General features: G+C 37.8%; 12 protein-coding genes. 5 read left to right on the top strand and 7 right to left on the bottom strand.

Going from position 1 to position 12,810, the window contains the following annotated elements:
• Positions 1 to 366 (top strand): CoA-binding protein, encoded by a 366-nt coding sequence (locus tag ACXIUD_RS05485; RefSeq protein ID WP_458051617.1) that lies wholly within the window; start codon positions 1 to 3, stop codon positions 364 to 366.
• Here the strand turns inward: ACXIUD_RS05485 and ACXIUD_RS05480 are convergent.
• The 3 genes from ACXIUD_RS05480 to ACXIUD_RS05470 all read right to left on the bottom strand — a co-directional run bounded on the left by ACXIUD_RS05480 (position 357) and on the right by ACXIUD_RS05470 (position 3,226).
• Positions 357 to 1,232, bottom strand: a complete 876-nt coding sequence (locus ACXIUD_RS05480; RefSeq protein WP_458051616.1) for a Brp/Blh family beta-carotene 15,15'-dioxygenase — start codon at positions 1,230 to 1,232, stop codon at positions 357 to 359. The two genes, ACXIUD_RS05485 and ACXIUD_RS05480, sit on opposite strands and share 10 nt — an antisense overlap.
• Positions 1,219 to 2,361, bottom strand: coding sequence for a lycopene cyclase family protein (locus ACXIUD_RS05475; protein ID WP_458051615.1), 1,143 nt, complete (start codon positions 2,359 to 2,361; stop codon positions 1,219 to 1,221). Before ACXIUD_RS05475 ends, ACXIUD_RS05480 begins: the two co-directional genes overlap by 14 nt.
• 115 nt (positions 2,362 to 2,476) lie before the next feature.
• Positions 2,477 to 3,226, bottom strand: coding sequence for a bacteriorhodopsin (locus tag ACXIUD_RS05470; RefSeq protein WP_458051614.1), 750 nt, complete (start codon positions 3,224 to 3,226; stop codon positions 2,477 to 2,479).
• A gap of 380 nt (positions 3,227 to 3,606) precedes the next feature.
• Here ACXIUD_RS05470 and gyrB point away from each other — a divergent pair, with 380 nt between their 5' ends.
• Together gyrB and ppk1 are read left to right on the top strand one after the other, a co-directional pair.
• On the top strand, positions 3,607 to 5,565 hold the full coding sequence (gene gyrB, locus ACXIUD_RS05465) for a DNA topoisomerase (ATP-hydrolyzing) subunit B (protein ID WP_458051613.1): 1,959 nt from the start codon (positions 3,607 to 3,609) through the stop codon (positions 5,563 to 5,565).
• A 99-nt stretch (positions 5,566 to 5,664) separates the two neighbouring features.
• Positions 5,665 to 7,809: a polyphosphate kinase 1 gene (ppk1, locus tag ACXIUD_RS05460; RefSeq protein ID WP_458051612.1), complete on the top strand. Its 2,145-nt coding sequence runs from the start codon at positions 5,665 to 5,667 to the stop codon at positions 7,807 to 7,809.
• Between the two features lie 80 nt (positions 7,810 to 7,889).
• Here ppk1 and ACXIUD_RS05455 read toward each other — a convergent pair whose 3' ends face one another.
• From ACXIUD_RS05455 to ACXIUD_RS05445, 3 genes are all read right to left on the bottom strand, one after another.
• The gene (locus ACXIUD_RS05455; RefSeq protein ID WP_458051611.1) at positions 7,890 to 8,795 is read right to left on the bottom strand and encodes a Ppx/GppA phosphatase family protein; all 906 of its coding nucleotides are present in this window, start codon (positions 8,793 to 8,795) and stop codon (positions 7,890 to 7,892) included.
• A gap of 89 nt (positions 8,796 to 8,884) precedes the next feature.
• Positions 8,885 to 9,862 (bottom strand): TerC family protein, encoded by a 978-nt coding sequence (locus tag ACXIUD_RS05450; protein WP_458051610.1) that lies wholly within the window; start codon positions 9,860 to 9,862, stop codon positions 8,885 to 8,887.
• 64 nt (positions 9,863 to 9,926) lie between these two features.
• Positions 9,927 to 10,208: a YidH family protein gene (locus ACXIUD_RS05445; protein WP_458051609.1), complete on the bottom strand. Its 282-nt coding sequence runs from the start codon at positions 10,206 to 10,208 to the stop codon at positions 9,927 to 9,929.
• A gap of 94 nt (positions 10,209 to 10,302) precedes the next feature.
• Between ACXIUD_RS05445 and ACXIUD_RS05440 the strand changes: the two genes are divergently transcribed.
• A complete protein-coding gene (locus tag ACXIUD_RS05440) occupies positions 10,303 to 10,785 on the top strand; it encodes a deoxycytidylate deaminase (RefSeq protein WP_458051608.1) in 483 nt (160 codons plus the stop codon).
• Here the strand turns inward: ACXIUD_RS05440 and murB are convergent.
• Positions 10,782 to 11,798, bottom strand: coding sequence for a UDP-N-acetylmuramate dehydrogenase (gene murB, locus ACXIUD_RS05435; RefSeq protein ID WP_458051607.1), 1,017 nt, complete (start codon positions 11,796 to 11,798; stop codon positions 10,782 to 10,784). The genes ACXIUD_RS05440 and murB overlap by 4 nt on opposite strands.
• A 68-nt stretch (positions 11,799 to 11,866) precedes the next feature.
• Here murB and ACXIUD_RS05430 point away from each other — a divergent pair, with 68 nt between their 5' ends.
• Positions 11,867 to 12,808 (top strand): succinylglutamate desuccinylase/aspartoacylase family protein, encoded by a 942-nt coding sequence (locus tag ACXIUD_RS05430; protein ID WP_458051606.1) that lies wholly within the window; start codon positions 11,867 to 11,869, stop codon positions 12,806 to 12,808.
• The last annotated feature ends 2 nt before the right edge of the window (positions 12,809 to 12,810 follow it).

The following is a 12,810-nucleotide window of genomic DNA, read 5'->3' as shown; positions in this document are numbered from 1 at the left end:
ATGAAAAAAACTGTTATCATCGGAGCCACACCTAATCCGTCACGCTACGCATATGTTGTTGCAGAAATGCTTCATGAACGTAAAATTCCATTTGTTTCTGTGGGTATTAAAACGGGGATAGTCTTTGGGGAAGAAATACTCAATCTTCGTGAAAAGCCTTCCATTCCTGAGGTACATACAGTGACGCTTTATGTTGGGCCAGCTAATCAAAGAGAATGGTACGATTATATTCTTTCACTGAAGCCACAGCGAATCGTCTTCAATCCAGGAACAGAAAACCCGGAATTGATGGATCTTGCCAAAGAAGCAGGAATAGATGTTTGGCCCGCTTGTAATTTAGTATTGTTGAGTACGGGTCAGTTTTGAGGGTTTCCCATCAAAAATCTATCCATATACCAAATATGCGGTGCGGAAACTAGAGAAATCATTACAAAAAATATAAATATAAGACTGTCTGAACTGACTCTATTGGCAAGGATGAAGATCATGATTCCCATACCCACAAATGCCAAAAGGGTGAAAGGTAGTAATTGAAAAAGGAATTTTTTAATACGGTTTGAGGGCCAATGTTTTTTGAGCACGTTGTATTCCACCAACATACTTGGAAGTGAATGCCAAAAACCAAAGTAAATAGCAAACCCCATCAATAAAGGTAATTGAGAAAGCAAAAGTGCCAAGACTAGGATTTCTGGTAATGATTTTAAAAAATGTCTACCAAAATTAAATAGTCCACTGATAATACTCAAAAGCCCAGAAAGTATCACGCTAAATAACAAATAATCCTGATAACCATCAATTGTAAGTACCGTGGCAACAATTGCACTCGTTTGTTCGAAATCTGCCCAAAGGATCAACAACAAGAAGAATAAGCCTGTCAAAAAGTAGCTGATTTTAAATTTTTTATCTTGGAGCTGATTTAAGTAATGTGATTGTCCAAAATGATAGGCAGACATTACTATAAATGATAGTAGGCCTATGAGTGGAAATAATAGCCATACAAGTAAATAAGCGCCCATAATCCCTAGATACTTCCCAATAAATAATAGTAACTCCTTGCCTCGAATATTTGGGTTGACCAATAAATGATCAATTGCTCCATGGGAAATACCTACTGTTGCCATGACAATGGTAAAAAATACATAAGTGATCCATTCTTTTTCTTGAAAAAAAAAGAGATAAAGCAATCCCAGAGCTATCGCAAAAAGCTTGGAGGTAACTTCAATTTTTTTCATAACGAAGAAGGGATTTGATAAAAATGCCAAACTTAAATCTGCCCAAGATCTGCAAGTCTTCCCAAATACTTGTTTCTTCATGCAAAAATCGAAGTACTTGTTGGCCTTGATTTTTCTGAAACATTTGTGCGAAGATGGAGGGAAGATTTTCCGGCCATTTCTTGGCAATATTCAATAAAATATTGTCGTAGAATTCGAAACGGGATTTTCTTATCCAACCCTTAAAAAAGCGTTCTTCTTTTACGAGTTGCTGAACCAATACTTCGCTATGTTTTTGAATATCGTAAAAGGTGTATCCTGTGGAAGGTTTAATACAGCCCGCAATAGATCCTATATCTATAATGTTTTGGTTGGAAGTTTTTCCATGTATTTTGGTTGTCATGGGTATTGCTCCCTGTTCCTGAAAAAGTACTTCATACGAACAGGTTAAAGTACTTGATAAATAAGAAGTTAGCTTAGATTTCAGGTCCTCAATTGAAGTGTCTTGCGTGGTGTAAAGAGTATATTCTACCAATGCAGTAGTTTCATTAAAAGGAAGAATGTAAAAGAATTCATTGGCAGTAAACTGACCATCTGGAAAATGCATTAGCGTAGGAACTGAAGGATCAAAGCTCCGCTGAGCCGTTTTGATTTTCCAACCTAAAAATACTTGTTTTAATGTATTAGCTTCCAATTGTTGGTTTAGAGGAATGCTATTAAATGTTTTAGTCCCAAAAACGACTTGTCCATTGTCTAAATATACTGCGGTGGAATGGTCATCTTGGTTTTTTATAGATTTAACTTTGGCTTGAATAAAAGTTACATTTTCATGCTGATCAGCTAATGCTATAATTTCTTGATAGAAGTCAGAAGAACGGATGTGAAAGTACCGTAGTCCGTCTAATGTTTTGACAATTTTATGATCTCCTACTTGAACTTGAACTGCGTCCCAAGAAACTAATTCAGAAATTTTGGGATGGGTTGCTACAGGTTCTTTTGCCCAATAGCACCAAGTTCGATCATTTGTGACTTTCGTGGATTCATCTATGAGTGCAATACGGGCATTTTTCAAAGGACTTTGTAAGAGCTGGTAGAGTAAACTCATACCTGCACAGCCAAAACCGCAAATGATATAATCGTACTTAGTCATAGTTGGGTGTTGTTAATGTGAAAAGGCTGACAAAAACCAATGGAGAGAGATGTATCTAAGAGATTGCCTTCCGACACTTCATCCATCCACCCGGCAATTGTCAGCCTTTAAGGAATTAAGCTACAGCTTTTTTGTTTTTAGCAGTTTCTGCTACTGCTACGGAATAGATCACCAATCCAAATCCGATTTTGTTGATAGCATCTGCTAAGTTGTAGAATAAGTCGATGCTGCTTACATCAAATACTCCAGATAATAGGTTTCCTGGAAGTACCATGTAACCGATTGGATAGATTGACCATCCTAGCGTGATGAAAATTTTCAACAAGAACATAGCTCTACCTAATGCAGGGCTGTTAGATTCTTTTGTAAGTTTAGCTACATCACCAGCAAATACTTCATATACGATGTACAGATAGAAAATTGTTGAAACAACTCCCCAGAAGATATTGCTATCAATGCCCGAGGTTTCACCAATGTAACCTGTCACTAACATACCGATAGATGCAATGATTAGTTTGGTAAGTGTAATACCTTTCGCACCAAATGGCTTAGTCAATAAGTAGAACTCCACACACATCAATGGTACTGTTAAAGTCCAGTCCACATATCTAAATGCTGTAGGACTTGTGCCTGTCTCCAGGTAAAAGTCACGCATGTAGTAGTAGTGAACTGCTGCGATACCGGTAATCAAACCGGAAACAAGCAAGGAAAGCTTCCACTTTCCATCTACCGAGTTTCTTTCAGCAAAGAAGAAAACTGCGGAAGCAAACATAGCCATGTACCCTATGAAGAAGGTAATGGCTACTGGGTCTGAATTGATGATCTTTTCCAGACCAACCAAATCTGCGGTCAAAATGCTGTTCATAATGTGTTAATTTTGTTTAATTGGTTAATTGTTAAGATTTAATTTGGTGATTCTATGGCATTAAAAGCTTTCAGAATATTTTTTGTTTAAGTAAAAAGATGGATAATTAAACAAACGTATACAAACAGTTAAAAAACAGGTGTATAGTGCAAAAAAAAGGTATCTGTTAAAAATTCTTAACCAATTAAAAATTGGGACAAATACCAAATAATATTCTTTTGGAGTTAAACTTCTCAAAACTACATTTACAAATGCTCCGGATCCTTAGGAATCAATTAAAATAACCCTGTGCCATATGGTTTTTTTTGTGTATTATTACGGGTTAATTGAAGCAATTGAAAAACCTCTTTTTACACGTTTAAAGAGCATTTTAAAATCATATGAGCGAACAAAACGAAGGCAACCTGAAAGACTACGGAGCCAGTAATATCCAAGTTTTAGAAGGTTTAGAAGCAGTAAGAAAAAGACCGGCCATGTACATTGGCGATGTTGGAATCAAAGGATTACATCATTTAATTTGGGAAGTTGTTGATAACTCTATAGATGAGGCACTTGCAGGTCATTGCGATACCATCTATGTAACAGTAAATGAGGATAATTCCATCACCGTGGAAGATAACGGTAGAGGTATTCCTACAGATATGCACCCCAAAGAGAAAAAGTCTGCTTTGGAAGTAGTAATGACTGTGCTACATGCTGGGGGTAAATTTGACAAAGACACTTATAAAGTATCAGGCGGACTGCATGGTGTTGGGGTTTCTTGCGTAAATGCGTTATCAACACATTTAAAGGCTACTGTTCATCGTAATGGAAAAGTCTTTGAACAAGAGTATTCCATTGGCGTTCCTCAATATCCTGTAAGAGAAATTGGTACTACAGATAAGCGTGGGACCATTATTCAGTTTAAACCTGATTTAAGTATTTTCACTACCGGTGAATATAAATATGAGACTATTGCTACCCGATTGAGAGAACTTGCGTTCTTGAATGCTGGTATACATATTCATCTAAAGGATTTGCGCGAAAAGGAAGACGATGGTTCTTTCCGTTCGGATGACTTTTTCTCAGAAGGCGGTTTGCAGGAATTTGTTCAATACTTAGATTCTACTCGCGAAAAAATTATTGAACTTCCTATCTACATTGATACCGAAAAGAATGGAGTCCCTGTTCAAGTGGCTTTGAGTTACAACAATTCCTATTCAGAAAATGTGGTTTCTTACGTGAATAACATCAATACGCACGAAGGAGGAACACACGTTTCTGGTTTCAGGATGGCCCTCACCAGGACTTTGAAGTCCTATGCTGATAAATCCGGTATGTTGGATAAGTTAAAAATCGACATTGCTGGGGATGATTTTAGAGAAGGTTTGACGGCTGTCATATCTGTGAAGGTAGCAGAACCACAGTTTGAAGGACAGACGAAAACTAAGCTTGGAAACTCAGATGTGCAGACTGCAGTAAATGCAGCAGTATCTGAAACTTTGCAGATTTGGTTGGAAGAACATCCAAAAGAATCCAAAATTATTGTTGGAAAAGTAGTACTCGCTGCCCAAGCAAGACATGCGGCAAGGAAAGCGCGTGAAATGGTTCAGCGTAAAAATGTACTAGGCGGGGGAGGTCTTCCTGGAAAATTGGCTGACTGTGCGAATTCTGATCCTACTGTTTGTGAATTGTACCTAGTAGAGGGGGACTCGGCAGGTGGTTCTGCAAAACAGGGTAGGGACCGTGATTTTCAAGCAATTCTTCCATTGAAAGGTAAGATCCTGAATGTAGAAAAAGCGCATGAACATAAGATTTACGATAACGACGAGATCAAAAATATACTCACTGCTCTTGGAGTGAAGTTTGGTACAGTGAATGATGAAAAAGAATTAGATTTATCCAATCTGCGCTATCATAAAATTATCATCATGACGGATGCAGATATCGATGGTTCGCATATCCGTACCCTTATTTTGACATTATTCTTCCGATATATGAAAACACTTATAGAGAAAGGTTATGTGTACATTGCGCAACCTCCTTTGTATTTGTTGAAAAAAGGGAAAGATGAACGTTACTGCTGGACAGAAGAAGAGCGAAAGCAGTTAATGACTGAAATGGCTGGAGAAGGGAAAGAGGAATCAGTAGGGATTCAGCGCTATAAAGGTTTGGGCGAAATGAATCCCGAACAGCTTTGGAGTACAACTATGGATCCAAACACCCGTACCTTGAAACAGGTGACGATAGATTCAGCTGCTGAAGCTGATCACCTTTTCAGCATGTTGATGGGTGATGAGGTAGCCCCACGTAGAGACTTCATCGAGCGGAACGCAAAGTACGCCAAAATCGATACATAAGATTTACGAAAAAGGGGCTGCTGCCCCTTTTTTTATTACTTTTTAATTGCTTAAACTTATAGAAATTTTCCTCGTGATAAGGATTAGATTTAAAATGTCATGGAAACCAAAACAATAACCCCTAGAGATAAATTTACTACCATTATTCAAAACTCCGATTTAGTCAGCAGAGATTTGAGTTGGTTGAAGTTCAATGAGCGCGTTTTGGATCAGTCTAAAAAAGATTCTCGATCCATTTTTGAGAAGCTCAAGTTTTTGGCTATCACGGCTTCTAACTTGGATGAGTTTTTCATGATTCGTGTAGGCTCACTCTATAACTATTTAGACTATGATAAGGAGCGGGTGGATTATTCAGGTCTGCGGGAAGAACCATTCAAAATGAAGTTGATGTTGGAATGTCAAAAATTCCACAAAGCACAACAAGAGCATTTTCAAAAGAACTTACTACCAAGTCTCCCAGAGTTTGGTTTCATGTTAAGCAATGTGCGGAATTTGCAGCCATCTGAGCAGGAGCATATTCGCCATTACTTCATGAAGGCTGTGTACCCTATGTTGACACCTATGGTGTTTGATGGCTACAGAACCTTCCCAATCCTGATGAATAAGCTCTTGGTGTTTGGAGTCGTAACATTAGCGCCTGGAGATAAAAAAGAAAACCGTAAACTTTCATTTGTACAGATTCCGGCAAATATTCCAAGATTCTTTGAAGTAGAGCGGGAGGACATGATGATCTATATTCCGATTGAAGAGGTCATTCGCGAAAACATTGTATCCCTTTTCCGCAATGTGAACATAGAATCCATTAACCTTTTCAGAATTACCCGCAATGGAGATTTTACCTTGGAGGAGTCTGAAGATATGGATGCAAACTTCTTGGAAGAAGTTAAAAGAAAACTGAATGAACGAAAGACTGGGAGGGTAGTTCGAATAGAAATTGAAGAAGGGTATTCCAAGTGGATGATTAATCTCTTGAAGGAACGTTGGAATATTTTGGATGACAGTATTTTCAAGGTGGAAAGAGCTAGTATGATGGATTTCACTGGCTTATGGCAAATGATCGGTAACAGACGTTTTAAAGACAAATTACCACAAATGCCAGCTCCTGTTCCTCCTATTTCTTATCCTGAAGATGGTACAGACGATATTTTCCATGTATTAAAAAGCAGGGACATACTCTTGCACCATCCCTACAATAATATCGATCCTATATTGGAGTTGATTGAAATGGCCGCTGATGATCCTAATGTCATGGCCATTAAAATGACCATTTACCGCCTGGCTAAAGATTCCAGAATTACCAAGGCATTGCTGAGAGCTGCTGAAAGCGGTAAACATGTTTCCGTGCTTTTTGAAGTCAAAGCAAGATTTGATGAAGAAAATAATATCAGGGAAGCGAAAAAACTTCAAAAAGCAGGTTGTTTTGTGATTTATGGAATATCTAATCTGAAAACACATACCAAACTCTTATTGATTGTCAAGAAAGATGAAAATTATGTCAAGAGATATGTGCATCTGGGTTCAGGAAATTATAATGAAGATACAGCCCGATTGTACACAGATATTGGATTATTGACAACCAATGAAACCTTGGCGAATGATGTGTCCGAATTCTTCAATGTAATTACCGGGCATTCCATGCCTACTACCTATCAAAACCTGATTACTGCTCCTCGAGATATGCGCAATCAACTGATTGAATTTATTGAGACAGAAGCAGAAAACGCTCGTAATGGTCTTCCTTCGGGGATCTTTATCAAGGTCAATTCCTTGGAGGATTCAGAGATTATCTACGCCCTGTATCGTGCTTCCCAATCAGGTGTTCCTGTAAAATTAATCATCCGAGGAATTTGCTGTTTGAGGCCCGGAAGAAAAGGTTTGAGTGAAAATATAGAAGTGCTATCGATCGTTGGAGATTTCTTGGAACATTCAAGAATTTACCATTTCCACAACAATGGAACTACCAGAACCTATGCTGGAAGTGCTGATATGATGGTAAGGAGCTTTGATAAGCGATTGGAGTCACTCTTTAGAATAGAAGATCCATTGTTGGAAAAGCAGCTGATGAATATTTTAGCATACAATCTTCGGGACAACGTCAACACCTATATTATGCAAGAAGATGGTACGTATATAGCCAAACAACCTAAAGAGGGAGAAGCCATTTTTAATATCCATCATGAGTTTTTCCAAATCAAACTTGAGGATGTAAAAAATGTCAAACTAGTTGATACTACTGTAGCTTAAAACTCTTAAAAAAACTTATGATAGGCTCCTGATAGGCTGTTTAATTCTCTTCAAAGAACTCAACAGCTTATCAGTTTTTTTTATTTGATTACAGGTTTTTGAGTATTCAATTTCTTTTGATTCTTTTCGTAAAGCACTTGCATCAAACCATCTTTTAGCCCTACATCCGGAACCAGCATTTTTGAGGAAGCAGCAGCTTTCATGGCACTCAAATAAATAGTGGAAGCGGGAATGATGACGTCTGCCCGATCATGATTTAAGTTTAGTTTGTTGACCCGTTCCTCGAAAGAAAAAGATGCCAAATACTGTTGAATCTCTTCTATTTTTTTGACGGTTAAAAACTCTTTGTTTTTGCGAGGATTAGAAAGTTCAAAGATTTTTGCGATGTTTCCTCCTGTTCCAATAGAAACCACCTTGTCCTTAGCTTGTATATGCTCATGAATAAAATCTTTCATGTGTTTCCAGGTTGAAGGATGAACGATATCTTCCATGGCCCGAACAGAACCTATTTTAAAGGATTTGGCAGCTACTTTTTGCTTGTTTTTGTAAATATTTAATTCTGTACTTCCACCTCCAACATCTATGTGTAAATAAGCCTGTTCATCCAGGTAACTTTTTAAAGCCAAATTGATCATTTCTGCTTCTTGATTTCCATCAATGATCTGAATTTTGAGCCCAATATCTTCCTTTACCTCGTGAGCAATGTCTCTACCGTTTTCTGATTCCCGCATAGCAGATGTAGCACAAACCATATAATCATCTACCTCGTACAGGTCAATCAACAACTTGAAGGCTTTCATCAATTTGACGAATTTTCTTCGGTTGATATCACTGATTCTTTTAGTATGAAATACGTCAATTCCTAATCGTAAGGGGAAACGGAGATACTCAAGCTTTTTAAAGTTGATTTGTCCTTCAAAGTGGGTCACGTTGGTGATTTGAAGTCGGATGGCATTGGACCCAATATCTACAGCAGCAAGTCTCAAATAGGTTTTTGGTTGGTGAATGAAATATTAATCTACTAATTTACTAGAATAAATGAAAATCATTCGACTTAAATCCGCTCATTTACTATCTATGCATTTTCCGCTTTGAACTTTCTCAAGGATAAAACAATGCTTAAAAAGAGCACAGTCCCTACAATGGTCAAAGAAATCGGTGAGGGCACATGATAAATAGCAGAGAGAATCATTTTTAATCCAATAAAACTTAAAATAAAAGCTAATCCATACTTCAGGTAATGGAACATTTCAAAACTATTGGCCAGCAGAAAATACAAAGCCCTTAAGCCTAAAATGGCAAAAATATTCGAAGTATATAGAATTACAGGGTCATCAGAAATAGCAAAAATTGCAGGTATGGAGTCAACTGCAAATAGTAAATCCGTAAACTCAACCACTGCAACTACCACCAATAATTGAGTAGCCATGCGTTTACCATTGATTCTTACAAAGAAATTTCCATCATGATACTTAGGATCTACTCGAAATAAGCGATGAATCAAACGAGTACCCAAAGAATTAGAAAAATCCTTTTGTTCATCTTCTTCATCGACTTTAAAAGACTTGATTCCTGCGATCAACAAGAAAATCCCAAAGAGCATCATCACGACATTGAGATTTACTTCCAACGAACCAAGAGAAAATGTAGGCAAATAAGTTAGACTAATAATTTTTACACCTGCAAAAATGAAAATAGCCCGCATGACAATAGCTCCCAAAATCCCATAAAAAAGCACTTTATGAGGGTATTTATCCGGAACTTTGAAATATCGGAATATCAGAATAAAGACAAAAAGATTATCTACAGATAAAGCTTTTTCAATCAAAAAAGCGGAGTAATATTGGGTGGCTTTTTCTCCTCCAAAATCCAGGTAAACATAGACTCCAAATAATAGCCCTAAACTGATCCATACCACAGACCAATTAAAAGCCTCCTTGGTAGAAACTTTGTGGTCTTCTTTATTAAACACGTAAAGGTCCAGTCCTAGTAAGGCAATAATAACCAAACCAAAACCAATCAGCACATAACCTTCTTCCTGTAGGTAATTCAAGTGGGTGTTAGTTAGGATGAAAACTGCTGCAAATTTGGGCTATTTTATTGAGAATTCACCATGCTTACATTTTTTGATAGTAATGTTTTTTCAGTTTTTGTTTGACGCGGTAATAAGTGAAAAAACCTAGGATAAACATCCCAATACTCAAGCCGAAGGAAATATAACCTAATTCTCTTACATGATCTAGTGCTTGTACTTCAAAAAGGGCAGTTCCAGAAACCAAAAAGTACAGAGCAGTGCGGATATAGGATAATAAGGTCCGGTCATTGGCAAGGTAGGTTCGCTGACGGGCTAAGTAATCCCTCACAATCAATTCTTCTTCGGTAAAGTTTTCTTTTGACATAATTCTAGTTGTTTTGTTGCAAACTTACGTATTTTTGAAGGCAACAAAGGTGATTTTGATTACCTTTTAAGAATTTAATGCAAGAGATTTACGCATGGATAGACCACATTTTGACGATATTTTTATGGAATTAGCAGTGAACTTGGCCAAGCGCTCACACTGCATCAAAAAACATGTAGGGGCAGTTTTGACAAAGGAAACACGGATAATTTCCATTGGATATAATGGTCCTCCGGCAGGTACCCATAACTGTGATGTGGAGTTTCCTGACACAGGTTGTGCGCGAGATAGTAAGGGGAGTTGTACTTTAGCTATTCATGCTGAGCAGAATGCTATTTTATATGCAGTCAAAAATAATGCCTCTGTAGATGGCTCAACCTTGTACGTGACGCTCGCACCTTGCTTGGCTTGTGCCCGAATTATTTACAGTATGGGTATTGTCAAGGTGGTTTACTTGTATTCTTATGCTGAATACAAAGGGTTGCCTACGGATGAGGGAATTGATTTCTTAAGCAAATTTGGCGTAGAAGTGGTCAAATATTCAAAAACGATTGCCTTTGAAGATCCGCTTATTTAGATAAAATTTACTTCTGGGTGTAAGGCAATACCAAATTTCTCCTGCACTGATGCCTGGATATCTTTGCTGAGCTGTACTATCGCTTTGCCCTCTCCGCCACCAAAATTAACCAATACCAAGGGCTGATCCTTGTGAACACCAATTGCACCGAATACTTTCCCTTTCCAACCGCATTGCTGAATCAGCCAAGCTGCTGGAATTTTTACCCCATGTTTGGTTGGAAAAGAAGGGATTTCAGGATACGAATCTTTTAATTGTTGAAATTGGTAGGTATCGATGGTGGGGTTTTTAAAGAAGCTCCCTGCATTACCAATCACTTTCGGATCGGGAAGTTTCGATGATCGAATTTCAATTACTGCATTGCTAATATCTTGTATAGTAGGATACTTAATGCCATTAGACTCAAGTGTTGCTTGAATAGCGCCGTAATCAGTATGGAGTGGATGATTGCGTTTTGTTAACTTAAATTGAACAGATAAAATGATGTATTTGTCTCTATGTGAATTTTTAAAAATGCTTTCTCTATATCCAAACTGACAAGCTTCCGAATCAAAGACTTCTACTGCTAATGATTCACGATTGAGGGCTTGTAACGATACAAAGCTGTCTTTGATTTCCACACCATAAGCACCGATATTCTGCATAGGAGAGGCGCCCACAGTTCCCGGGATTAAGGATAAATTCTCCAATCCCCCCCAATTATTTTCCAAGCAATACAAGACAAAGGCATGCCAATTTTCCCCTGCACCAGCTTCTACCCAAACATGGTCTTCATCTTCATGTACCAACTCTACACCCTTTAGCTGATTATATATGACCAATCCATTCCAATCTTCAGTCAATAAAATATTACTACCACCACCTAGCACTAAAACTTTTAACTCATGTGTTTTTGCATAGTGAAGTCCATCTCTCAAATCTTCCAATGTATTTATCACATAAAAAAATCGGGCTTTTTTATCGATCCCGAAGGTATTGTAGGGTTTTAGAGAAATGTTTTCTTGTATATTCATGTTGGGAAATTTACTCATGCGAATTAAGCAAGAATTTGACCAAAATCCGAAATCTAACCAAAAGCTGTATGAAAGAAATGGTAATCAATGGGGTAAAAATTAGACCCGGCCAAAGCATTCAAATAGATATTGCCATTGCACGACTTCCGACCCATACCTTAATTGATTTACCGATTTTTATTCACAGAGCAAAAGAGGATGGTCCTACAGTACTTATTTCCGGTGGAGTCCACGGGGATGAAATCAATGGAATCGTTGCAGTAAAAAAGTTTTTGGAGGAACCTGATTTGGAACTCATTAAAGGAACTGTAATTTTCATTCCTTTGGTGAATGTGTACGGATTTCTGAGTAGTTCCCGAACTTTCCCAGATGGAAGGGATTTGAATAGAAGTTTCCCAGGAAGTAAAAAGGGGAGTTTGGCTTCTCAAATTGCCTACATTTTGACTAATGAAATTATACCCTTGATTGATTATGGGATAGATTTTCATACGGGTGGGAGAATGTTGTCCAATTATCCTCAAATCAGGGTTGATTATAAAGATAAAATGGGCTTTGAATTGGCTAAAGCTTTTGGAACGCACTTTATCCTCAATTCTGCTCATATCGATAAGTCTTTTCGTAAAGAAGCATATAAACGAAGAAAATCTATCTTAGTGTATGAAGGAGGAGAATCGATGCGATTAGACGCTTATGCAGTAGAAGAGGCGGTAAACGGAAGTAAGCGCCTATTGGCCCACTTGGGAATGATAGAAAAAAATGACATCGAAAGAAAAAACACTATTGTACTATCAGATAGTTCTTGGACAAGAGCCAAAGTATCAGGGATTTTTACTTCCTCAGTTGAATTGGGAAATGAAGTAAAAAAGGGTCAGATGTTGGCTAAAATATCCGACCCTTTCGGGAAAGTTCGAGTGCCAATTAAGGCAACATTCAATGGGTACATTGTAGGCTTAAACAATAACCCAGTCGTGAATGCAGGTGATGCATTAGTTCACATTGGCAGAAGTTAGTC

It is taken from the genome of Mongoliitalea sp., from assembly GCF_054166905.1.
This window is presented reverse-complemented; position numbering and strand designations above follow the sequence as displayed.